Here is a 21,826-nt window from a genome sequence, read left to right on the forward strand (position 1 = left end):
TGGATCGGTCGCCCACCGCTGCCCGGGTCTACCGCCCGGCGAGGCGCATCGCGCGGGTCTGGACGTCGGCGCGGAGCGCGGCCTCGTCGACCGTGGTCGAGACGCCGTCGGCGACGACCCGGCGGCCGGCCACCCAGGTGTCGCGCACGTGCCGGCTGCCCACCGACCAGACCAGGTGGGTGAGCAGGTCGGTGACGTCGCCGACCGGCACGAACGCGATGTCGTCGGTGTCGACGTGCACCAGGTCGGCGCGGCGCCCGGCGACCAGCTGGCCCAGGTCGGGGCGGCCGATGGCGTCCGCGGCCGCGCCGGTGGCCAGCCAGAACGCCTCCGGCGCGGTGAGCGCCGTGGCGTCCCGCTCGCGGAGGCGGGCCAGCTGCGCGGCCAGCCGGAGGTCCTCGAACAGGTCGAGGTTGTCGTTGGACGCCGGACCGTCGGTGCCCATGCCCACCCGGATCCCCAGGTCGAGCATGTCCCGCAGCCGGGCGGTGCCGCTGGCCAGCTTGGTGTTGCTGCCCGGGCAGTGCGCCACGGCGACGTCGTACTCGCGCCACAGCTCCAGGTCGCCGTCGTCCATGTGCACGCAGTGCGCGCCCAGCACCCGCCCGCCGAGGACGTCGTGGCTGGCCAGCAACTGGGGCACGCTCAGCCCGTGGGTGGCCAGCAGGTCGGCGCCCTCGCCGGTGGTCTCGGCGACGTGGACGGTCAGCAGCAGGTCGTGCTCGCGGGCGGCCTCGGCTGCCCGGGTGAGCACCGGCAGCGGCACCGTGTAGGCCGAGTGCGGCCCGATCCCGTACTCGACCTGCGCGTCGCTGTCGGCCGACAGCCGGACGGCGGTGGCCAGCTGCTCGTCGAAGGTGCCGAACCCCGGCAGCCCGATCAGCGGGTTGGCGACGACCGCCCGGCCGCCGGTGGCCCGCAGCGCCGCGGCGATCCGCTCGGGGTGGAAGTACATCTCCACGCTGGTGGTGACCCCGTGCCGCAGCATCTCCGCCGACGCGGCGGTCATCGCGACCTCGACGTCCTCGGGGGTGAGCCGGGCCTCCCGCGGCCACATCACCTCGCGCAGCCAGCGGTCGAGCGGCAGGCCCTCGCCCTGGCCGCGGAACAGCACCATCGGCGAGTGCGCGTGGGTGTTGACCATGCCCGGCACCAGGACGCCGGGCAGCGCGGTGACCTCGGCGCCGGGGGCCTCGGGGGCGTCCGCAGCGGGGCCGACCCAGCGGATCAGGCCGTCGTCCACGTCGACCACGGCGTCGGGCACGACGGTGCCGGCGCGGTCCCCGACCACGACGGCGCGGGCGGTGAGTCGCTGCACCATGGCGCGCACCCTACGGTCGCGCCCGGTGTGCAGCAGGACGGCGCACAGGGGACGCCGATACCGTGTGCCCCATGTCCGTCCTCGCCGCTGCCGCGTCCGACGAAGGCGGGATCACCGGCTTCCTGCTCGACCTCGTCGAGCAGCTGGGTGCGCCCGGCGTCGGCCTCACGATCCTGATCGAGACCGTCATCCCGCCCATCCCCAGCGAGGCGGTGCTCGGCGCCGCCGGCGTGCTGATCAACGACGGGCGGCTCAACGTCGTCCCGGTCGTGCTGTTCGCGACGCTCGGCTCGGTGGTCGGGGCGCTGGTCCTGTACTGGATCGGCCGCGCCCTCGGCCCGCGCCGCTCGCACGCCTTCCTGGACCGGCTGCCGCTGGTCGAGACCGCCGACGTCGACAAGACCTTCGCCTGGTTCGAGAGGCACGGCCGGTCGGCGGTCTTCTTCGGCCGCATGGTGCCCATCGTGCGCAGCTTCGTGTCGGTGCCCGCCGGGGTGGTGAAGATGCCGCTGCCCCAGTTCCTGCTCTTCACCACCGCCGGGTCGCTGATCTGGAACAGCGTGCTGATCGGGCTGGGCGTGGCGGCCGGCGACTTCGTCCAGGCCAACCTGCACTACCTCGACTACGTAGTGGTGGCCGCCGTGGTCGTGTTCGTGGGCTGGTTCCTGTACCGCAAGCTCAGCGGCCGGATGGACCGGCCGGCCCGGGCCGGCGCCCACCTGCCCGCCGACCCGCGGGACGACGAGACGCGGTGACCGCCCGCCGCACGCGCCCGGACGTCGTCGCCTTCGACGTCAACGAGACGCTGCTCGACCTCGCTCCCCTGGGGGCCGCGCTGACCGAGCAGGGCGCCTCGGCCGACGCGCTGCCCGCGGTGTTCTCCCGCACCCTGGCGACCGGCTTCGCCGGCGCAGCCCTGGGCAGCTGGTTCCCGTTCCGGGCCGCCTTCGAGTCCTCCGTGGCCCAGGTGACCGGGCTGCCGGCGGCCGCCTGCTCCGCCGTCGCGGACTCGTTCATGGAGCTCTCGCCGCACCCCGACGTCGAGCCCGCGCTGCGCCGGCTCGTGGACGCCGGCGTGCGGGTCGTGACGCTGAGCCACGGGGCGCCCGGCGTCGCCGAGGCCGGCCTGACCCGCGGCGGCGTCGCCGTCCTGGTCGAGCGGATGCTCACGTCGGAGTCGATCCGGGCATGGAAGCCCGCCCCCCAGGCCTACCTGTGGGCCGTCGGCGTCTGCGGGGTCGACCCGGCGCAGACGGCGCTCGTGGCCGCGCACTCCTGGGACGTCGCGGGCGCCCGGCGCGCCGGGCTGACCACGGGCTTCACCTCCGGCCGGTCGGAGAAGGTGTTCGCCGAGGTCCTCGGCGCCCCCGACGTGCAGGGCTCCACGCTGGTCGAGGTCGTCGACGCCCTGCTCGCGCTCCCTCCCCGGTGAGGGAGGTCGCCACCCCGCTCGGCCCCGCGCACGTGCACGACCACGAGCCGGACGGCGCCGTGCGCGGCACCCTGGTGCTCGGCGGTGGCGCGGGCGGTGGGGTGGACGCCGCCGACCTGGTCGCGGTGGCCGGCGCCGGGTGCGCGGCCGGCTGGCGGGTGCTGCGGGTCGACCAGCCCTGGCGGGTGGCCGGGAAGCGGATCGCCCCGGCCCCGGCCCGGCTCGACGAGGGATGGACGGCGGTGCTCACCACCCTGGCCGGCGACGGCGTGCTGACCGGGCCGCTGGTGCTCGGCGGCCGCAGCGCCGGGGCCCGGGTGGCCTGCCGGACGGCGTCGTCCGCGGGGGCCGCCGGGGTGCTGGCGCTGGCGTTCCCGCTGCACCCGCCGGGGCGGCCGGAGAAGAGCCGCGCCGGGGAGCTCGCGCTGGCCGGCGTCCCGCTGCTGGTCGTGCAGGGCGCCACCGACGCGTTCGGCGGTCCGGACGAGGTCGCAGCGGTGCTGCCCGCGGGCGGCCGGGTGCACGCCGTCCCCGGCGACCACGCGTTGAAGAAGGACGTCGCCGCCGTCGCCACCGCCGCCGCGGACTGGCTCGGCAACGAGATAGCTCAACGCCACCGCTGAGGGACGTCAGGTTGCGGAAGTGCTCACCGCGCTCGAGTGGCCAGCCGATACGACCTGTCGCCGCTTGAGCCTGAGTTCGAGCCAATCAACTAGCGCAGTGCCCACGAGCCCGGTCAAGATCGCCCCGTAGGTCGGCAAACTCAAACCTATCTCTCGCGACAGGGGAACCACCAAGTCCGCACGGAAAGCTCCGGTGGGCCAGAAGAGGAGGTACGCGAACAGGGCGGCGACGAAGGTCCCCAAGATGGCCCGCAGCCCCATCACAGGCAGGATCATCACGACGGCCCGAGAGGCAATTGCCAGAGCGACAATTTCAGCCCCCAGAGCATCCTGCTGCTCGGCGACGATCAGTCCCACGACTGCCGATGCGAGTACGACGCCAGCACGACCGCGTCTACCGAACGCCTGCGCCTGGGTTTCCTGCACGGTCAGGTAGCTCTTCATTCGGGTCCAGAGGGTCATACCTCTGTCATCGACCGGTGCCGCGCCAGTTGTACGCGTCGCCGGAAAATTGGCACCAGCGAGCTACTCGCCCAATCAACGGATCGCTCCAGCTGTTCACAGCTACTGGGTGTTACACGATCGCCGGCACGGAACGGTTCATGGCTGGACCGACTGACTGCATCGTTACGGATGACGACGCCTCGGTACCTGTCGGACGCCATGCCCTTCGGAGCGCGAAGGAGCGGCCGCTTCGACGGAGTCCCAGCGCTACAGGAACCGAGCGCTGGGACTCCGTCAGCGGGTCAGCGCCGGCGGCGGTGGACGACCAGGGCGATCAGCAGCGCCAGCAGCCCGGCCCCGGCGGCCGGGGCGGCGAACCGGGACAGCGCCGAGCCGTCGGTGACCTGCAGCCGGTCGATCGGCTTGGGGTCGACCGAGGCCAGCGGCCGGCGCGGGGAGTCGGGCGTGCCCTTGCCCGGGCCGCCACCGGCGGGCCGGTTCGGCGGAGCGGTGGTGCCGGTCGGCGGCTTGCTCGGCGCCTTGCGGGGCGTGACCGGCGCGCTCACCGGCGCGTCGCCGCCCGCGGCCGGGACGGTGACACCGGACGACGGCGCCGTGTCCGCGGCCGCCGGGGCCGTGTCCGCGGCCGCCGGGGCGCTGTCCGCGGGGGTCGTGTCCGCGGGTGCGGGGCTCTCGGCCGGCAGCGTGATGGCCTGGGTCGCCGGGTCGTCGGCCGCGGCGGCCTCGACGGCCGGGGAGTCGGCCGGCGGCACGCTGGCTGCGATCGGCGTCGTGGCCGGGCCGGCCGCCGCCGCCGGGGTCACCGGCTGGGTCCCCGTGCTGGTCGGGGCGGCGGCCGGGCTCTTGCGCGGCGGGGCGAGCGGGTCGGGCAGCGTGCCACCGGCCTTGGCGGGCGCGGCCTTCTTCGCCGGCGCGGCCTTGGCGGGGGCGCTCTTCTTCGCCGGCGCGGCCTTCTTCGCCGGCGTCGCGTTCTGCTCCGCGTCCGCGGCCCGGTCGGCCGCGGCGCCCGCGGCCTTCTTCGCGGCGGCCCCGGCCTTCTTCGCGGCCCCGCCGGCCGGGGTGTCGCCTGCGCTTCCCTCGATGGACATCGCTGCCTCCTCCACCACTCCTGCGGTCGTCGCCGCCGCCTTCGCCACCGCTGCGGTGGCCTTCTCCACGACGGTGGGCTCCGGCGCGGCTGCGGTCTCCACCGTGCCACCGTCGCCGGCGGCCAGCTGGGCGGCGAGCTTGTCGGCGAACTGGGTGAGCATCTTCCCGGCGACGTCGGTCATCACCCCGCGGCCGAACTGCGCCGGGCGGCCGGTGATCGTCAGGTCGCTGGAGACGTCGGCGCGGGTACCGCTGCCCTCGGCGGTCAGCGTCACGGTGACCACGGCGGACGCCGTGCCGTTGCCGCGCTGGTCCTTGCCGCGCGCGTCCAGGACGACGCGGCGCGCGGCCGGGTCGCTCTCGGTGACGCTCACCCGGCCCTGGTAGGTCAGGTTGATCGGGCCGAGCTTGACCTTGATCCGGCCGGTGGCCGCACGGCCCTCGACGGAGTCGACGTCGGCCCCGGGCAGGCACGGCAGGCTGCGCTCGGCGTCGCTCAGCACCCGCCAGGCCTCGTCGACCGGCACCGGCAGGGTGAAGGCGTTCTCGAGCTGCACTGCGGGACCTCCGGGGACGGACGGCGACGGGCCGAACTGCCTGACCCCCTACATCCGACCATGCCCGCGACGGCGGCGCAGGCGCGGGCCCGGCGGCGCGCCGCAGCACCCGGTCCGCCTCCGTGACGGACCGGTCCGGATCGCGCGTCAGCGCGCGGCGAGCGACCGGCGCCGCAGCCGCGCCGAGGCCGCCAGGAAGACCAGCCCCAGGACGGCGAGCCCGACCCCGACCGCGCTCGGCGCCCGGTAGCCCAGCCCGGCGGCGATCACCAGCCCACCGAGCCAGGCGCCCAGGGCGTTGGCGGCGTTGAGCGCCGAGTGGTTCAGCGCGGCGCCCAGCATCTGCGCGTCACCGGCGACCTCCATCAGCCGCAGCTGGAGCAGCACCACCATCGTCGAGGCGGCCGCGGCGACGGCGAACACGGTCGCCGTCAGCGCCACGATCTGCCCGGCGGCGACCACCATCACCCCGAGCAGCAGGCCGACGGCGATCGTGGCGCCCACCAGCGACCGGAAGAGCGCCCGGTCGGCGAGCCGGCCACCCAACGCCGTCCCGAGGACGCCGCCCAGGCCGAAGGCGAGCAGCACCACCGGCACGAACCCCGCCGAGGTGTGCGCCTCGTCGGTGACGGTCGGGGCGATGTAGCTGTACATGGCGAACATGCCGCCGAAGCCGACGGTGGCCACCAGCAGCGTCAGCACGACCTGCGGACGGCGCAGCGCGCCCAGCTCCGAGCGCAGCGTGGCCTCCGACCGCCCGGGGATCGACGGGACGACGGCGAGCACCGCGACCACCGCGAGCGCGCCCACGACCACGACGGCCCAGTACGCCGACCGCCAGCCCAGGTGCTGCCCCAGCCAGGTCGCCGCGGGCACGCCGGCCACGTTGGCCGACGCCAGGCCCAGCATCACCGAGCTCACGGCCCGGCCGCGCTGGTGCGCGGGCACGAGCGCGGCGGCGATCAGCGAGGCGACGCCGAAGTAGGCGCCGTGCGGCAGGCCGGCGACGAAGCGGGCCAGCACCAGGCTGGTGTAGCCGGGGGCCACGGCGCTGAGGGTGTTGCCGGCGATGAAGGCCACCAGCAGGCCGAGGGCCAGCGACCGGCGGGGCAGCCGGGCGCCCAGCGCAGCGATCGTGGGGGCGCCGACGACCACGCCGAGGGCGTAGGCGGAGATGAAGTGCCCGGCCGAGGGGATGCTCGCCTGGACGCCGCCGGCGATGTCGGGCAGCAGGCCCATCGTCACGAACTCGGTGGTGCCGATCGCGAACCCGCCGAGGGCGAGCGCGACGATCGCCAGCACCGCCGTCCGGGTCGAGGGGTGGGTCGGGGCCTGCGTCGTCGCGACGGGAGGGGCTGCACTCACAGCAGGGGCCAAGACGCCCACCGGGAGGGGCATTCCCCCGAACGGGTCACACCGCGGGAGTTCCGGCGTTCGGCGACAGCTCCGGCCCCGACGTGCCGATCATCCCCGGAGGACCAGGGACGGGAGATCTCCATGGCGGCACAGCGGCGCCCGGCACCGAGGACGGGCACGCGCCCGGCAGCAGGCAGGACCGCACGCCCGGCGGCGCGCCGCCGGCCGCGGCGCCGTCCGCACGCCCGGCTGGGCTGGCTGACCCCGGTCCTCCTGGTGGGCGCCCTGGCCGTCGTCGCCGGCGTCCAGGTGGCCCCGGTGGTCGTCGAGCTGACCGCCTCGGGCACCGAGGTGACCAACGGCATCGCCCGGGAGGCCCTGCTGGACACCCCGCTGCCGGACACGGCGGTCGGGATGGCGGGCACCGGGCAGGCCGGGCTGGGCGGGGAGGAGATCACCGCGGTGTCCGCGCAGGGCGCCCGCAGCGGCGGGTTCGCCGTCCCGCAGCCGCCCCGGCCGGTGGGCATCACGCTCCCGGTCGACACCTCCTACGGCGTCGTGCCGGAGTACACGCCGCGGCCGGACCCCTGCGGCAGCTCCACGGCCCCGCGGCGGATCACACCGAACGCGGTGGCGGGCGCGGGGTCGGCGACGGTGACCTGGCTGGCCGACTCCCGCGAGGAGGTGCTGTCCTACCGCGTCTCGGCGGTGAGCCAGGAGCTGGTCCTGGGCGAGCAGGCCGGCCCGGTGCCCGTGGTGGTCGCCAAGCCGGCCACCTGCTCGGAGCTCACCGCGACGGTCACCGGGCTGGTGCCGGGAGCCGCCTACGTGCTCTGGATGGAGGAGGAGGTGCGCTCCCCCTCCACCGGGGTGGCCCGGATGGTGCACGTGGGCACTTCCGACCCGGTCGTCATCGGCTGACGACTGGGCCGGGGAGGTCAGTGCGCGACGGCCGCGGCGTTCTCCGGGTCGGGGTCGTCGAGCTGCCACGGCCGCACGACGACGACCAGGACGGCGATCGCCAGCACCAACGAGCCGACGATCACGGTGCCCATGGCGACCGCGTCGTTGCCGAGCAGGCCGACCAGCGGGGAGACCGCCGCGCCGACACCGAACTGGACCGCGCCGAGCAGCGCGGCCGCGGTGCCGGCCTTCTCGCCGTGCCGGGACAGCGCCAGCGCCGGGGCGTTGGGCAGGGCCAGGCCGACGGCGAACAGCACCGCCCACAGCGGGACGGCGACCCCGAACAGACCGCCGGTGTCGGTGAGGGCGAGCACGAGCAGCGCAGCGCCGGCGAGGGCACCGGCGATCGTGCCGGCGACGAGGATCTTCGCGGTGGAGAACCAGCGCAGCAGCACCGGGTTGAGCTGGGTCGCGGCGATCAGCCAGACCGCGCCGGCACCGAAGAGCAGGCCGAACTGCTGCTCGTCGAGGCCGAACTCGTCCTGGTAGACGAACGAGGAGCCCGACACGTAGGCGAACAGCCCGGCCATGGTCAGGCCGGCGACGACGACCAGGCCGACGTAGGCGCGGTCGCGGAACAGCGAGCCGTAGCTGCGCAGCGTGCCGGCGACCCCGCTGCTGCTGCGGCGCTCGGGCGACAGCGTCTCGCGGACGGCGAAGAAGCCCATCGCGACCAGCAGCACGCCGTAGACGGCCAGCAGCGCGAAGACCCCGCGCCAGGAGGTGAAGCGCAGGATCTCGCCGCCGATGGTGGGCGCGAGGACCGGCGCGACGCCGAGCACGAGGAACAGCCGGGACAGCATGGTGGCCGCGGCCCGGCCGTCGAACAGGTCCCGGACGACGGCGATGGCGATGACCGCACCGGCCGCCGCACCCGCGCCCTGCAGCACGCGCAGCAGGCCCAGGACGGCGACGTTCGGGGCGACGAGCACCAGCAGCGAGGCCAGGACGTGCAGCGTGGTGCCGATCAGCAGCGGGGTGCGGCGGCCGTAGCGGTCCGACAGCGGGCCGAGCACGAGCTGGCCGAGCGCGAGCCCGACCAGGGTGCCGGTGAGCGTGAGCTGGACCGCCGAGGAGGTCGTCTCCAGCTCGTCGGTGATCGTCGGCAGCGCCGGCAGGTACATGTCGATCGTCAGCGGCCCGAGCGCGACGAACGCGCCCAGCGTCAGCGCCGTCCGGGCGGTCTTCGGCTTGTCGGCCTTCGGCGACGGCAGCCCGTCGAGCTCGGCCTTCGTGACCGGCCGGCCGGCTGATCGCGTGCGGTGGTCCTGGGTGGCGGTCATGGGTCCCTCCATCGGCGCGGTGCTCACGCTGGACCGACGTTGGCCACGCTCGCAGTACAGGTCGTCACAAGCGTGCACGAGGCAACGACATTCCCGCACGCCGGCGGGGCGCTTCGGTCAGCGTGTCGCGAGCACCTCGTCGGTGGTCGTCAGCGTGATCAGCGGCGCGTAGAGGGCCATCGCGGCGAGCGCGCGCTCGTGGTCGGCGTCGGTGGCCCCGGCGCAGGCGTCGGTGACCACCTGCACCGACACGCCGGCGTCGGCGGCCGGCAGCGCGGTGGACAGCACGCAGCAGTCGGTGGAGACCCCGGCGAGCACGAGCGGGCCGTCGCCGGCCAGCGCGGCCAGCTCGGGACCCCACTTGCCGAAGGTGGTGGCGTCGAGCACCGGGGCGCCCGCCGGGTCGTCGAGGAGGGCGTACAGCGGCGCGTCGGGCGGCTGGAGGGCGAAGGCGAACTGCGCGTAGTACGGCACCCACGCGCCCGTCGGCTCGGCCGGCGCCACGAAGCGGGTGTGCACGACCCGGCCGGCGAAGGCCGCGGTGAGCCGGCGGATGGCGGGGTGCACGGCGGCGAACCCGGGCGCGCCCCACGGCGAGCCCGGGTCGGCGAAGACGTGCTGGACGTCGATCACCGCCAGCAGCGGCGTCACGCGGCCTCCTGCCGGCGGACCGCACCCCGGCGCAGCAGCAGCGTGCCGAGGAAGCCGACGGCCAGGGCGGCCAGGACGCCGAGGTTGGCGAAGGCCCAGGTGCCGTCCCTGCCGCCGAGCCCCACCGGGCCGAGCAGGTAACCCTGCCAGTCGAGCCAGCCGGCGTAGGTGTTGGTGACCAGCCCCCAGCCCAGCGCCGTGCCGAGCGCCAGCAGCAGCAGCGGCACCGGCTGGGCGGCGCCGTAGCGGCCGCGCGGGTCGTAGAGGTCGGCCTCGGCGTAGTCGCGGCGGCGCAGCAGGAGGTCGGCCAGGAAGATGCCGCACCACGCCGCGATCGGGACGCCGAGGGTGATCAGGAAGCCCTGGAACTGGGTGGAGAAGGTGCCCTCGGCGAGGAAGACCACCCAGACCGCGCCGAGCACCATGAGCACGCCGTCGATGGAGGCCGCGACCGGGCGGGGCACCCGGGCGCCGGCGGCCAGCAGCGCCAGGCCGGAGGAGTAGATGTCCAGCAGCGCGCCGCCGACCAGGCCGAGCACGGCCACCACGGCGAAGGGCACGAGGAACCAGGTGGGCAGCAGGGTGGCCAGCGCGCCGATCGGGTCGGCGGTGATCGCCTCGGAGAGGTCGCCCGACGAGCCGGCCAGCAGCAGGCCGAAGACGAGCAGCAGCACCGGGGCCAGCGCCGAGCCGAACGTCGTCCAGCCCACGACGCCGCGGGTGGACGCCGAGCGCGGCAGGTAGCGGGAGTAGTCGGCGGCGGCGTTGACCCAGCCGAAGCCGTACCCGGTCATCACCAGCACGAGCGCGCCGATGAACAGCTCCGCCGAGCCGCTGGGCAGCGCGGTGACGGCCGCCCAGTCGACGTCGTCGAGCACCAGAGCCAGGTAGACGACGGTGAGCACGCCGGTGACCACGGTGATGACCGCCTGCATGCGCATGATCAGGTCGAAGCCGAGCACGCCGCCGACCACCACGAGCGCGGCGACCACGAGCAGCGCGACCACCTTCGTCGCCGTCCCGCCGCCCCAGCCGAGCTCGGTGAGCACGGTGGCGGTCGCCAGCGTCGCCAGCGACGTCAGCACGGTCTCCCAGCCGACCGTCAGCACCCAGGACAGGACGGCGGGGACGCGGCCACCGGTGACGCCGAAGGCCGCGCGGCTGAGCACCAGGGTGGGCGCCGACCCCCGCTTGCCGGCGATGGCGACCAGGCCGCAGAGGGCGAAGCTGGCCACGATGCCCACGACGCCGGCGACCACGGCCTGCCAGAAGCCGATGCCGAAGCCGAGGGTGAACGCGCCGTAGGACAGGCCCAGCACGCTGACGTTGGCCCCGAACCACGGCCAGAACAGCTGCCGCGGCGTGCCCTTGCGCTCGGCCTCGGCGATCACGTTGATGCCGTTCGTCTCCACCGTCAGCCGCGGTGTCGGCGCCTCGTGGGGCGCGCGCCCACCGCTCACCTGGTGCGCCATCTCGTCTGCTCCGTCCTGACCGGCGGGCCCGGGTCCTCGCGGCACGGTAGCGACCCGCGACCGGGACCGGCTCCCGACACCACCCGCGTGCCGATGCATCGACAGCCGAGGCATCCAGTCGCTAGCATCCCGCCATGGACGCCAGACCGCTCACCGAGGCGACGTTCCTCGTGCTCGCCGCCCTCGCCGACCGGCCGCGGCACGGCTACGGCGTGATCGGTGAGGTGGCCGGGCTCTCGGAGGGCCGGGTGACACTGCGGGTCGGCACGCTCTACGGCGTCCTGGACCGGCTGGTCACCGAGGAGCGGGTCGAGCTCGACCGCGAGGAGGTGCACTCGGGCCGGGTACGGCGCTACTACCGCCTCACCACGGGCGGGCGCCAGGCCCTGGAGGCCGAGCTCGCCCGCCAGGAGGCCAACGCCCGCGCGGTGCGGACCCGGCTCGCGGTGCGGCCGGCATGAGCCCGCTGGAGGAGCGCTACCGGCGGCTGCTGACCTGGCTCCCCGAGCCGGCCCGGTCCCGGTGGGCCGACGACATGACCGACACCTGGCTCGAGGCGACGACGGCCGACGACCCCGAGTACGCCGAGTTCGGGAGCCCGTCGGCCGCCGACCGGCTGGACGTCGCCCGGCTGGCCCTGCGCCTGCGGCTGGGCGCACCGGGGGCCTCGGTGCGCGCGGTGGCCACGGGGCGCACCGTCCGGCTGGTCGCGCTGGCCGGCACGGCGGCGCTGGCCTCGATGGCCCTGGTCGGGCTCGTGTCGACGGCCTGGCTGTACGGCGTGCTCCCGGTGGCCGACGCCCCGGACGTCGGCGGGGTGGTGCACTGGGACCCGGGCGGCGCGCTCTCGACGCTGGTCGGCGTACTGACGGTCGCGCTGGCGGCCTGCACGGCGCGCGGTCTGCCGGCGACCCGTGCGCTGGCGCTCGCCGTCCTCGTCGGCCAGGCCGCCGAGGCGGTGCTGCTGGTCGGCGGCGCACGCTCGCTGCTGACCCAGCTCACGCTCGCCGTCCCGGTGGTGGCGGCCGCCCTGGTCCCGACCGGACGTCCGCTGGGCCGGCCGTGGTGGCCGGTCGTCCTGGGGTCGGTGGTCCTCGGACCCTGGGCGGTGGGCCTGTCGGCGCGGGTGCTGCCCGACGAGCCGACGGGCTGGCTGCTGGCGCTGTTCGACCCCTTCGTCCAGTTTGGCGTCGGGACGGTGGTGGCCGGCGCGGTGCTGCTCGCCCGGCGCCCGTCGGCCCGCGGGTCGGCAGAGCTGGCCGTCGCCGTCCTCTCGGCCGCACTGCTGCCCGCACTGGCGGGCCGCCTGCCGTTCGGCACCCCCACCGGCTACGCCGCGACGGTGCTCACGGTGACCGTCGCCGTGGCCGCCACCGCCGCGGTCACCGGGGCGGTGGGGCTGCGCTCGGTCCGGGCACTGCCGCTGGACCCGGCCGCGGTCTCCCGGCACCCGGACTGAGCGGCACCCCCTCTCATCGGGTGACTGTGCAACTACTTTGCGTGCAACTAGTTGCAGGAAGGCGCACTGTCAGCCCATGAGCTCGTCCGCGCCCTCCCGCTGGCTCCCCCACGCGCCCCGGGCTGCGCTGGTCGTCGTCCCGGCGGCCGCGGTCGCCGCCCTGTCGGCCACCGGCCGGCCGGGGCCCGCCGGACTGGTCCTGGCGGTGCTCTTGCTGGCGGCGACGGGCCTGCTGCTGGGCTGGCGGACCGCCGGCGGGCAGCTCGAGCAGGACATGTGGTCCCGGCTGCTGCTGTCCGGCGGGGTGCTGGCCACCGGTGTCCTGGGCACGGTCTCCTGCGCGCTGGTGCCCGGGTGGGAAGCGCTGGGCGGCCTGCCGCTCGCCGCGGCCACCGCGCTCGCCTTCCCGGGGGTCTACGGCGGCCTGCTCAAGTGGAACCGGTACTCCACCAGCGTCGCCGACCCCAACGACGTGCTCAACGGCTTCTCGGGCGTCCTGGTCGCCGTGGCCATCGGCAACGTGCTGGTGGACGACCTCGGCGGCCCGCTCGCCGCGCTGCCGGACTGGCGCCTGCAGCCGCTGCTGCTGGCCGCCGCCGCTGCCGTGGTGTGCCTCGGGACCGCCTGGGTGATGACGGTCATCGCCGCGCTGCGCAGCGACCCGCGGATCTGGCTGGTGTCCGGGGCCCTGACCGCCGTCTCCGCCGGCGTCGGCGTCGGCCTGGCCACCGCCGACGGGGCGCCGCTGGCCGCTGCCGCCGTCGTCGCGGCCGGTCTCGCACTGCTCGCCGTGGCGGCGGTGCGGCAGCCGCCCCGGTCGACGCCACAGCCGGCCGACCCCGCCGACTCCACGGTCGGGGCGGTCTCGATCATCGGCATCGCGACCCTCACGCTGGCGGTCGCGGCCGTGACCACGGCGTCCTGGCCGGCGATCGTCGGCGCCGGGCTCGCGGCCGTGGGCTCGAGCCTGCGGCTGCTGGTCAACGTCCGGGACCTCTCCGAACTGGCCACCAGCCGGCGCGAGGCGCTGACCGACGAGCTCACCTCGCTGCCCAACCGCCGCGCGGTGCTGCGCCGGATCGAGCACCTCTGCACCACCGGGACGCCGTTCGCGCTGGGCCTGGTCGACCTGGACAAGTTCAAGGAGGTCAACGACGGGCTGGGCCACGCCGCCGGCGACGACCTGCTGCGCATGATCGCCCGCCGCCTGGAGCAGACCGTGCCGGCGGGCGCACTGGTCGGGCGGCTGGGCGGCGACGAGTTCGCCGTGATCGCCCCGCTCACCGGCGGCACCACCGCCGAGGTCACCGGACGGCTGGGCGCCGGGCTGGTCGGCCGGTTCACCGACCCCTTCGAGGTCGCCGGGCTGGAGCTGCACGCCGACCTCAGCGTCGGGTTGACCGCGCACGAGCCCGACGGGCACCTGCTCGGCGCCTGCGCCACCCTGCTGCTGCGCCGCGCCGACGCCGCGCTGTACGACGCCAAGCGCGCCGGCGCCTCGGCCGTCGTCTGGGACTCCGCCCGGCACGTGGACACCAGCGGCCGGCTGGCGTTGGTCGAGGAGCTGCGCACGGGCATGGCCCGCGGCGAGCTGGTGCTGCACTACCAGCCGCAGGTGGCCGTGCGCACCGGCCGCACCGTGGGCGTGGAGGCGCTGGTGCGCTGGCAGCACCCGGCCCGTGGACTGCTGCCGCCGGCGGAGTTCCTGCCCGCCGCGGAGCTGCACGGGCTGATGGGCCAGCTCACCGAGACGGTGCTCGCCCAGTCGGTCGCGCAGGCCGCCGCCTGGCATCGGGAGGGCCGTGACCTGCGCGTGTCGGTGAACCTGTCGGTGAGCAACCTGCTCGACCGCGCGCTGCCCGGACGGGTCGCCGGCCTGCTCGCCGCGCACGGGCTGCCGTCGTCGGCGCTGGTGCTGGAGGTGACCGAGACGGTGCTGATGAGCGATCCGGAGTCCAGCCTCGCCGTCCTCGACGCCATCGCCGCGCTGGGCATCGCCGTCAGCATCGACGACTTCGGCACCGGCTACGCGTCGCTGAGCTACCTGCGCCAGCTGCCGGTCAGCGAGCTCAAGCTGGACCGCTCCTTCACCCAGGACCTGCTCACCGACGGGCGCACCGACGCCATCGTCAGCGGCACGATCGACATGGCCCACCGGCTGGGCCTGCGCGTGGTGGCCGAGGGCGTGGAGCACCTGACCACGCTGCGGCGGCTGGAGGCGCTGGGCTGCGACGAGAGCCAGGGCTACCTGCACTCCCGCCCGGTGCCCGCCACCGCGATCCCGCCGGCCGCCCCGGCACCGCTGCTGCAGCCCGCCTGACAGCACGGCGCCGCCGGGCCCTGTGCAGGGCCCGGCGGCGCCGGGGGGCGGGGGAGGTCAGCCGCGCCGGCGCGCGCCGTAGCGCTGGTTGAACTTCTCGACCCGGCCCGCGGTGTCGAGCACGCGCTGGTTGCCGGTCCAGAACGGGTGCGAGGAGGCGCTGATCTCGACCGGGACCACGGGCAGCGTCTCGCCGTCCAGCTCGATGGTCCGGCTGGTCTGGACCGTCGACCGGGTCCGGAAGGTCTCCCCCGTCGAGGTGTCCTGGAACACGACGGTGCGGTACTCGGGGTGGATGCCGTTGCGCATGGTGACTCCTCGGTTCTGCGCGGGACGTCCGCCCCCGGTGGGGCGGGCTGATCGCGACACCTGGATGAACCGGTTCGTCACCCGCCCTGTTCCCGCCCGGACGACGGGACGCCCGGCGCCGACGGTGACCTCCCCGTGACCTCCGTGTGCTTAGGTGAGCCTCACCTGACCACCTCTGCAAGGAGCACGATGTCGTCCCGCACCGCCCTCCGCGGCACCGCCCTCCGCGGCACCGCCGTCCTGGCCGCCGCCCTCGTCCTCGCCGGCTGCGGCGGCTCCGACGCCGGGGAGAGCAGCACCGCCGAGGGCAGCGCCGCCCCGAGCGGCAGCGCGTCCTCGGCCTTCCCGGTCACCGTGACCACCGCCTTCGGCGACGTCGAGGTACCCGAGGAACCGGTGCGGGTCGTCGCGCTGGGCTGGGGCGACGCGGAGACGGCGCTGGCCCTGGGCGTGCAGCCGGTCGGCGCCAGCGACTGGCTCGCCTTCGGCGGCGAGGGCGTCGGCCCGTGGGCCGCGGGCCAGTACGACCAGGCGCCGGAGATCATCGAGACCCTCGAGCCCAGCTACGAGGCGATCGCCGCCCTGCAGCCCGACCTGATCCTCGACACCAAGTCCCCGGCGACGCCGGAGCGCTACGAGGCGCTCAGCGCGATCGCGCCGACCATCGGCCAGCCCGAGGACGTCGACCCCTACCTCACCACCTACTCCCAGCAGCTGGACCTGATCGGCCAGGCGCTGGGCAAGACGGCCGAGGCCGACGCGGTCGCCGCCGAGGTGGACCAGGCCTTCGCCGACGCGGCCGCCGCCCATCCGGAGTTCGAGGGCGTCGAGGTGGCCGTGGCCGCCTACAGCGCCGACGGGTTCGGCGCCTACGTCCGCGGCGACGGCCGCGTCGACTTCATGGAGCAGCTCGGCTTCACCAACGCGCCGGCCGTCCAGGAGCTCGCCACCGAGAGCTTCTTCGTGCCGGTCAGCGAGGAGCAGCTGCCGCTGCTGGACGCCGGCCTGACCGTGGCGTTCCCGATCTTCGTCGACGCCGCGCAGATCACCGGCAACCCGCTGTGGCAGGCCATCCCGTCGGTGCAGGCCGGCCACAGCGTCGTCCTCGACGACCTGACGCTGGCCAACGCCTTCTCCCTCGCGACCCCGCAGAGCATCCAGTACGCGCTGGAGAACGCCGTCCCGCTGTTCGCCGACGCGCTCTGACGTGCTGCGCCGGGCCGACCCGCGTCGGCCCGGCGCAGCACGTGTCCCCCGTGCGACGAGCGGGCACCGCAGGGCCATGACCACCCCCGACGCACACGAGGTCGCGAAGCTCATCTCCGGTGAGCGGATCGCGATGTTCACCACCACCGCCCCACAGGGCACCCTCACCAGCCGCCCGATGGCGCTGCAGGAGGTCGAGTTCGACGGCGACCTGTGGTTCTTCGCCGAGCGCAGCTCCCGCAAGGTCGGTCACCTCGACGCCCACCCCGAGGTCAACGTGACCGTGGGCTCGGGCAGCACCTGGGTCTCGCTCACCGGCCGGGGCACCGTCGTCGACGACCCGGCGAAGAAGCGCGAGCTGTGGAACGGCGGGGTCGCCGCCTGGTTCCCCGACGGCCCGGACGACGCGGCCATCCTGCTGATCAAGGTCGAGGGTTCCTCGGCCGAGTACTGGAACACCCCCGGTGGCCGGGTCGCCACCGCGCTGAGCTTCGCCAAGGCCAAGGTCACCGGGCAGCCCTACGACGGCGGCGAGAACGAGACCGTCCGGCTCTGACCGACCGCCAGCGGGTTCACAGCTGCGGCAGGGGCGGCGTCCAGGGAGTGCGACGAGGGTGGGGTGACACCCCGACCCGGAGGTCCCCCGATGCTCACCGTCGCCGTCCTGATCGTCTTCCTGCTGCTGCTCACCACGGCCGACCTGCTGCCCGGCCAGGCCGCCGCGCCGGGGCTGGTCGCACCCCGCCCCTGACCCGAGGTGCGCGGCGGCCGCGGTGCCGCGAGGCTGCCTGCATGCCGCCCGAGGTCCGGTCGTCCGCCAACCGCTCGTACGCCGTCGACCCGCAGCTCCGCCACCGGACCGCGGAGGCGACGCTGACCGTCCACGGCCCGGACGGCGCGCCGCTGGCCGACGCCGAGGTGACCGTCGCGCAGCTGCGGCACCGCTTCCTCTTCGGCTGCATCGGCTTCGACCTGGTGCCGCTGGCCAACGGCGAGGCCGACGCCGCGCCGGGCTCGGTGTTCGGCGGCGCGGCCGCCCCCGCCCGGGCCCAGGCGCTGGCCGACCGGTGGCTGGAGGTGTTCAACGCCGCGACGCTCCCCTTCTACTGGAGCGAGTTCGAGCCCGAGCGCGGCCGGCCGGACACCACGCGGTTGCGCCGGGCCGCGGAGTGGTTCGCCGAGCGCGGGGTCGCGGTGAAGGGCCACCCGCTCGCCTGGCACACGCTGGCCCCCGACTGGCTGCTCGACGCCACCACCGCAGAGGTCGCGGACGCGCTGCGCGCCCGGATCCAGCGCGACGTGACGGCGATGGCCGGCGTGGTCGACACCTGGGACGCGATCAACGAGGTCGTGATCATGCCGGTGTTCGACAAGTACGACAACGCGCTCACCCGGCTCTCCCGCGACCTCGGCCGGATCGGCACCATCCGGCTGGCGTTCGAGGAGGCCCGGGCCGCGAACCCCTCGGCCACGCTGCTGCTCAACGACTTCGACATGTCCACCGCCTACGAGTGCCTCATCGAGGGGTGCCTGGAGGCCGGCGTCCAGATCGACGCGCTGGGCCTGCAGAGCCACATGCACCAGGGGTACTGGGGCGAGAAGCGCACGCTCGCGGTGCTCGAGCGCTTCGCCCGCTACGGGCTGCCCATCCACCTCACCGAGAACACGCTGCTGTCCGGCGCCCTGATGCCGCCGGAGGTCGAGGACCTCAACGACTGGCAGGTCGAGCAGTGGCCGTCCACGCCCGAGGGCGAGACGCGGCAGGCCGACGAGGTGGTGCGCCACTACCGCACGCTGCTGTCGCACCCCGCCGTCCAGGGCGCCACCTACTGGGGGATCACCGACGCCGGCGCCTGGCTGGGCGCCCCGGTGGGCCTCCTGCGGGCCGACGGCTCGCCGAAGCCGGCCTACGACGCGCTGCGCGACCTGGTGAAGGGCGAGTGGTGGCTGCCGCCGACCACGCTGCGCACCGACGCCGCGGGGCGCGTGCCGGTGACCGGGTGGCTCGGCGACTACAGCGTCGCGGGTCCGGTCGGGACGGCCACCCTCGCGCTCGACCAGGCCGGACCGGTGGACGTCGAGGTGCGGCTCAGCTGAGCGCCGGGGCGCCCGTCAGCAGGGCGCGGCGCCGCCGCAGCCGCCGCGGCGCCAGCAGCGACAGCGCCACCATGCCGGCCCAGCAGACAGCGGCCAGGGCCCACCACGGCGAGGAGACCAGCGCGGCCACCACGTAGCCGGCGAGCAGGAGCACGCCCACGACGACCGTGAACGCGCGCAGCGGCAGGTAGAGCGCCAACTGGTGGTCGATCATGCGCACGGCGGCGCCGCGCACCGCCGGGTCGCCCGGGACGTCACCACGCCAGCTGGCCCGCGCGGCCGCACGGCGTTCCCGTGGGCTCAGCTCGCCGATGGCGGCCTGCGTGCCGCGCGCCGTCCGGTACGACCACGACCCCATGACCAGACCGAAGAACGTCCCGGCCACCAGGCCGGCGAGGACGGCGGCGGTCCAGGAGTTGCCGTCCTGGACGCCGTGGAAGACGGTCATGAGGCCGCCGAACAGCACCCCGGACACGACACGGTGCACCCACCGGGGCGCGGTCAGGAGCCAGGTGCGCACGGGGTCATGCTCCCGCAGGCCGGGGCCGGGTGACCAGCCTCGTCCAGGGGAGCCCGGGAGCGGGACCGGTGGGCACCGGCCCCGCTCCCGGGACGCCGATCAGAGCGACGAGTTCTTCTCCGCGATGCCGCGGCGCACCTCGGCGGGGCGCTGCTGCTCCCCGGCGTAGGAGCTCACGACCACGAGCGCCCCGGTGATGGCCGGGATCGCCCACTGCAGCTGGTCGAGCTTCGCCTGCGCGGCCGCGACCTCGCCCTTGGCCGCCTTCGAGGCCTTGGTGCCGCGCTTGGACGGCGTCGCACCGTTGTCGGAGACGATCTTGCCCAGCACGCGGCTGTAGGCGGTGACGCCGAGGGCCGCGGCGGTGAGCAGCGTCTTGACCGTGGACATGCCGCCCACGCCCTGCTGCTGCGCGACGCGGTCCTTGTTGCCGGCCAGCTGGCCGATGCTGCCGATCAGGTGCGCGCCGATGGCGGCGGCGTTGACCGGGGTCCAGCGGTCCCAGCCGGCGTTGGCGACGGCGCCGGTGGCCTTGTCGCTGCCGGCCTCGGAGGCGGCGGCGTTCAGCGCGACGGCGTTGGCGAGCGTGCCACCGAACCAGGCGGCCAGGCCGACGTCGTGCAGCGAGCGGGAGAGGGTGTTGGCCATGCGGGTGCTCCTAGAGGCTGGAGGGAGAGGGGGAGGTCAGCGGCCGAGGAGGCCGCCGAGGCCGCCACCGCCGCCACCGGCGAACTTGGCGACCAGGTCCATCGGGTTCAGACCGAACTTCTGCAGGAGCCCCGCGTGCTGGTCGGTGTCGACCTGGTCGGGCAGCTCGGAGTCGGCCTGCGCGGCCTGGTCGTTGTTGCCCTGCGACCGGAGGAGCTCGAGGATCTGGCTCTTGTCGATGTTCATGGGCGTCCGGTACCCGCCGGTTCCCGTTGCACCCCTCCTTTTGCGACGAACTCGCTGGGAGGATGCGCAGGTGACCGCGTACACCCACTCCGCGTCCGTCGTCGTCGCCACCTCACCCGAGGAGCTGTACGACCTGGTGTCCGACGTGACCCGCACCGGGGAGTGGAGTCCGGTCTGCCGGGCCTGCTGGTGGGACGAGGGCGCCTCGGCCACGGCGGGCGCCTGGTTCACCGGCCGCAACGAGGTCCCCGGGCGCACCTGGGAGACCCGCAGCCAGGTCCAGGTGGCCGACCGGGGCCGGGAGTTCGCCTGGCTGGTGAGCGGCCGGCTCGTGCGCTGGGCCTTCACGATGGCCCCGGTCGAGGGCGGCACGCTGCTGACCGAGTCGTGGGAGTTCCTCCCGGCCGGCCTGGTGACCTTCGCCGAGCGCTACGGCGAGGACGCCGGCCGGCAGATCGCGGACCGCACTCACGCGGCGCACGAGGGCATCCCCGCCACCCTCGCCGCGATCAAGGCCATCGCCGAGGCGCGCTGACCCCGCTCAGGCGGTGAACGCGCGCAGGCCCTCCAGCAGGCGGTCGACGTCGGTGTCGTCGTTGTACGGCGCCAGCCCGACGCGCAGGCCGCCGGTGTCGCCGAGCCCCAGGTGGCGGGAGGCCTCGATCGCGTAGAACGAACCGGCCGGGGCGTTGACCCCGCGCTCGGCCAGCGCGCGGTAGGCGTCGGCGGCGCTGCGGCCGGCGAAGGTGAGCAGCAGGGTCGGCGTCCGGTGGCGGGCGCGCGACCACAGCGTCACACCGGGGAGGTCCCGGACGCCGTCCTCGATGCGGTGCCGCAGCCGGTCCTCGTGCTGCTCCAGCGCCGCCATCGCCGCGACCAGCCGGGTGCGGCGGTCGCCGTCGGGGCCGGCCAGCCCGGCGAGCAGGTCGATCGCCGCGGTGGTGCCGGCCAGCAGCTCGTAGGGCAGCGTGCCCAGCTCGAACCGCTCCGGGACGGCGTTGCTCGAGGGCAGCAGCTTGTCCGGGTACAGGGTCTCCAGCAGATCGGGGGCGGCGACCAGGCAGCCGACGTGCGGGCCGAGGAACTTGTACGGCGAGCAGACGAAGAAGTCCGCGCCGAGCGCGGTGACGTCGACCGGGGCGTGCGCGGTCAGGTGCACGCCGTCGACCCAGGTCAGCGCCCCGGCCTCGTGCGCCAGCGCGGTGATCGCGGCGACGTCGGGGCGGGTGCCGATCAGGTTCGACGCCCCGGTGACCGCCACCAGCCGGGTGCGCTCGGACAGCAGCGCGCCCACCACCTCGGGCGCCAGCTCGCCGGTGGCCGGGTCGAAGTCGGCCCACCGCACGGTCGCCCCCGCGGCCTCGGCGGCCTGCACCCACGGGCGGACGTTGGCGTCGTGGTCGAGCCGGGTCACCACCACCTCGTCGCCGGCGCCCCAGCCGGTGCTCAGCACGCGGGCGAGGTCGTAGGTCAGCACCGTGGCGCTGCGGCCGAAGACGACGCCGCCGGGCACCCCGCCGGTGAGGTCGGCGACCGCCTGACGGGCGTCGGTGACGACGGCGTCGGCGTTGCGCTCGGCCTGGGTGACCGTGCCGCGGTTGGACATCGGCCGGGTCATCGTCGCGGCGATCGCGGCGGCCACGACGTCGGGCGTCTGCGACCCGCCCGGCCCGTCGAAGTGGGCGGCCCCGTCGGTGAGGGCCGGGAAGTGCGCGCGGAGCGACGCGACGTCGAAGGGCACGACAGCAGCGGGCACGGTGGCGGTCATGCCCTGATCCTGCGGCATGCCCCCGCGACCCTGCAGGCCCG

The 21,826-nt window shown here is 75.2% G+C and carries 23 protein-coding genes; 11 read left to right on the forward strand and 12 right to left on the reverse strand.

Features of this window, described 5'->3' with window-relative positions; translation table 11 throughout:
- Nucleotides 1–28: 28 nt before the first annotated feature.
- On the reverse strand, nucleotides 29–1,321 hold the full coding sequence (locus ACGBYP_RS09830) for an amidohydrolase family protein (protein WP_411583493.1): 1,293 nt from the start codon (nucleotides 1,319–1,321) through the stop codon (nucleotides 29–31).
- A gap of 71 nt (nucleotides 1,322–1,392) precedes the next feature.
- Between ACGBYP_RS09830 and ACGBYP_RS09835 the strand changes: the two genes are divergently transcribed.
- From ACGBYP_RS09835 to ACGBYP_RS09845, 3 genes are read left to right on the forward strand one after another with little or no spacing between them, the layout of a single operon-like run.
- Nucleotides 1,393–2,076 carry a DedA family protein gene (locus ACGBYP_RS09835; protein WP_411583495.1) on the forward strand — a complete coding sequence of 228 codons (684 nt, stop codon included), beginning with the start codon at nucleotides 1,393–1,395 and terminating at the stop codon, nucleotides 2,074–2,076.
- Nucleotides 2,073–2,753, forward strand: coding sequence for an HAD-IA family hydrolase (locus ACGBYP_RS09840; protein WP_411583497.1), 681 nt, complete (start codon nucleotides 2,073–2,075; stop codon nucleotides 2,751–2,753). Before ACGBYP_RS09835 ends, ACGBYP_RS09840 begins: the two co-directional genes overlap by 4 nt.
- Complete coding sequence (locus ACGBYP_RS09845; RefSeq protein ID WP_411583499.1) at nucleotides 2,750–3,376, forward strand: alpha/beta family hydrolase; 627 nt, start codon at nucleotides 2,750–2,752, stop codon at nucleotides 3,374–3,376. The genes ACGBYP_RS09840 and ACGBYP_RS09845 overlap by 4 nt, the downstream gene beginning before the upstream one ends.
- A 6-nt stretch (nucleotides 3,377–3,382) precedes the next feature.
- Here the strand turns inward: ACGBYP_RS09845 and ACGBYP_RS09850 are convergent, their stop codons facing one another.
- The 3 genes from ACGBYP_RS09850 to ACGBYP_RS09860 all read right to left on the reverse strand — a co-directional run bounded on the left by ACGBYP_RS09850 (nucleotide 3,383) and on the right by ACGBYP_RS09860 (nucleotide 6,852).
- Nucleotides 3,383–3,820, reverse strand: coding sequence for a hypothetical protein (locus ACGBYP_RS09850; RefSeq protein ID WP_411583501.1), 438 nt, complete (start codon nucleotides 3,818–3,820; stop codon nucleotides 3,383–3,385).
- A 302-nt stretch (nucleotides 3,821–4,122) separates the two neighbouring features.
- A complete protein-coding gene (locus tag ACGBYP_RS09855; RefSeq protein WP_411583503.1) occupies nucleotides 4,123–5,487 on the reverse strand; it encodes an SRPBCC domain-containing protein in 1,365 nt (454 codons plus the stop codon).
- Between the two features lie 147 nt (nucleotides 5,488–5,634).
- Complete coding sequence (locus ACGBYP_RS09860) at nucleotides 5,635–6,852, reverse strand: MFS transporter (protein ID WP_411583505.1); 1,218 nt, start codon at nucleotides 6,850–6,852, stop codon at nucleotides 5,635–5,637.
- A 132-nt stretch (nucleotides 6,853–6,984) separates the two neighbouring features.
- On the opposite strand from ACGBYP_RS09860, the gene ACGBYP_RS09865 reads away from it, so the two are divergent.
- Nucleotides 6,985–7,764 carry a hypothetical protein gene (locus ACGBYP_RS09865; protein WP_411583507.1) on the forward strand — a complete coding sequence of 260 codons (780 nt, stop codon included), beginning with the start codon at nucleotides 6,985–6,987 and terminating at the stop codon, nucleotides 7,762–7,764.
- Between the two features lie 17 nt (nucleotides 7,765–7,781).
- Here the strand turns inward: ACGBYP_RS09865 and ACGBYP_RS09870 are convergent, their stop codons facing one another.
- The 3 genes from ACGBYP_RS09870 to ACGBYP_RS09880 form a co-directional block, all read right to left on the reverse strand.
- The gene (locus ACGBYP_RS09870; RefSeq protein ID WP_411583509.1) at nucleotides 7,782–9,089 is read right to left on the reverse strand and encodes a multidrug effflux MFS transporter; all 1,308 of its coding nucleotides are present in this window, start codon (nucleotides 9,087–9,089) and stop codon (nucleotides 7,782–7,784) included.
- A 117-nt stretch (nucleotides 9,090–9,206) separates the two neighbouring features.
- Nucleotides 9,207–9,740, reverse strand: a complete 534-nt coding sequence (locus tag ACGBYP_RS09875) for a cysteine hydrolase family protein (protein WP_411583511.1) — start codon at nucleotides 9,738–9,740, stop codon at nucleotides 9,207–9,209.
- Nucleotides 9,737–11,212 carry a purine-cytosine permease family protein gene (locus ACGBYP_RS09880; protein ID WP_411583513.1) on the reverse strand — a complete coding sequence of 492 codons (1,476 nt, stop codon included), beginning with the start codon at nucleotides 11,210–11,212 and terminating at the stop codon, nucleotides 9,737–9,739. The genes ACGBYP_RS09875 and ACGBYP_RS09880 overlap by 4 nt, the downstream gene beginning before the upstream one ends.
- A 134-nt stretch (nucleotides 11,213–11,346) precedes the next feature.
- Between ACGBYP_RS09880 and ACGBYP_RS09885 the strand changes: the two genes are divergently transcribed.
- The 3 genes from ACGBYP_RS09885 (at nucleotide 11,347) to ACGBYP_RS09895 (ending at nucleotide 14,991) form a co-directional block, all read left to right on the forward strand.
- The gene (locus ACGBYP_RS09885; protein WP_411583515.1) at nucleotides 11,347–11,673 is read left to right on the forward strand and encodes a PadR family transcriptional regulator; all 327 of its coding nucleotides are present in this window, start codon (nucleotides 11,347–11,349) and stop codon (nucleotides 11,671–11,673) included.
- Nucleotides 11,670–12,671, forward strand: coding sequence for a hypothetical protein (locus tag ACGBYP_RS09890; protein ID WP_411583517.1), 1,002 nt, complete (start codon nucleotides 11,670–11,672; stop codon nucleotides 12,669–12,671). Before ACGBYP_RS09885 ends, ACGBYP_RS09890 begins: the two co-directional genes overlap by 4 nt.
- Nucleotides 12,672–12,747: 76 nt before the next feature.
- Entirely contained in the window at nucleotides 12,748–14,991 is a 2,244-nt protein-coding gene (locus tag ACGBYP_RS09895) for a putative bifunctional diguanylate cyclase/phosphodiesterase (protein WP_411583519.1), read from the forward strand.
- Nucleotides 14,992–15,048: 57 nt separating this feature from the next.
- On the opposite strand, the gene ACGBYP_RS09900 is transcribed toward ACGBYP_RS09895, so the two are convergent.
- Nucleotides 15,049–15,300 carry a type B 50S ribosomal protein L31 gene (locus ACGBYP_RS09900; RefSeq protein ID WP_411583521.1) on the reverse strand — a complete coding sequence of 84 codons (252 nt, stop codon included), beginning with the start codon at nucleotides 15,298–15,300 and terminating at the stop codon, nucleotides 15,049–15,051.
- 189 nt (nucleotides 15,301–15,489) lie between these two features.
- Between ACGBYP_RS09900 and ACGBYP_RS09905 the strand changes: the two genes are divergently transcribed.
- From ACGBYP_RS09905 to ACGBYP_RS09915, 3 genes are all read left to right on the forward strand, one after another.
- Nucleotides 15,490–16,506, forward strand: a complete 1,017-nt coding sequence (locus ACGBYP_RS09905; protein WP_411583523.1) for an ABC transporter substrate-binding protein — start codon at nucleotides 15,490–15,492, stop codon at nucleotides 16,504–16,506.
- Nucleotides 16,507–16,582: 76 nt separating this feature from the next.
- Nucleotides 16,583–17,062 carry a pyridoxamine 5'-phosphate oxidase family protein gene (locus ACGBYP_RS09910; RefSeq protein ID WP_411583525.1) on the forward strand — a complete coding sequence of 160 codons (480 nt, stop codon included), beginning with the start codon at nucleotides 16,583–16,585 and terminating at the stop codon, nucleotides 17,060–17,062.
- A 236-nt stretch (nucleotides 17,063–17,298) separates the two neighbouring features.
- Entirely contained in the window at nucleotides 17,299–18,603 is a 1,305-nt protein-coding gene (locus tag ACGBYP_RS09915; RefSeq protein ID WP_411583527.1) for an endo-1,4-beta-xylanase, read from the forward strand.
- Here ACGBYP_RS09915 and ACGBYP_RS09920 read toward each other — a convergent pair.
- From ACGBYP_RS09920 to ACGBYP_RS09930, 3 genes are all read right to left on the reverse strand, one after another.
- Nucleotides 18,596–19,123 (reverse strand): hypothetical protein, encoded by a 528-nt coding sequence (locus tag ACGBYP_RS09920; protein ID WP_411583529.1) that lies wholly within the window; start codon nucleotides 19,121–19,123, stop codon nucleotides 18,596–18,598. The genes ACGBYP_RS09915 and ACGBYP_RS09920 overlap by 8 nt on opposite strands.
- Before the next feature lie 99 nt (nucleotides 19,124–19,222).
- Nucleotides 19,223–19,771: a hypothetical protein gene (locus ACGBYP_RS09925; RefSeq protein ID WP_411583531.1), complete on the reverse strand. Its 549-nt coding sequence runs from the start codon at nucleotides 19,769–19,771 to the stop codon at nucleotides 19,223–19,225.
- Nucleotides 19,772–19,807: 36 nt separating this feature from the next.
- On the reverse strand, nucleotides 19,808–20,017 hold the full coding sequence (locus ACGBYP_RS09930; RefSeq protein ID WP_411583533.1) for a hypothetical protein: 210 nt from the start codon (nucleotides 20,015–20,017) through the stop codon (nucleotides 19,808–19,810).
- A gap of 70 nt (nucleotides 20,018–20,087) precedes the next feature.
- Here ACGBYP_RS09930 and ACGBYP_RS09935 point away from each other — a divergent pair, with 70 nt between their 5' ends.
- Nucleotides 20,088–20,552 (forward strand): SRPBCC family protein, encoded by a 465-nt coding sequence (locus ACGBYP_RS09935; RefSeq protein ID WP_411583535.1) that lies wholly within the window; start codon nucleotides 20,088–20,090, stop codon nucleotides 20,550–20,552.
- Between the two features lie 6 nt (nucleotides 20,553–20,558).
- On the opposite strand, the gene ACGBYP_RS09940 is transcribed toward ACGBYP_RS09935, so the two are convergent.
- On the reverse strand, nucleotides 20,559–21,785 hold the full coding sequence (locus tag ACGBYP_RS09940) for a cysteine desulfurase-like protein (RefSeq protein ID WP_411583537.1): 1,227 nt from the start codon (nucleotides 21,783–21,785) through the stop codon (nucleotides 20,559–20,561).
- Nucleotides 21,786–21,826: the final 41 nt, after the last annotated feature.

Origin of the sequence: Modestobacter sp. SSW1-42, assembly GCF_046635825.1 — a bacterium.
In the GTDB taxonomy this organism is placed as follows: Bacteria; Actinomycetota; Actinomycetes; order Mycobacteriales; family Geodermatophilaceae; genus Modestobacter.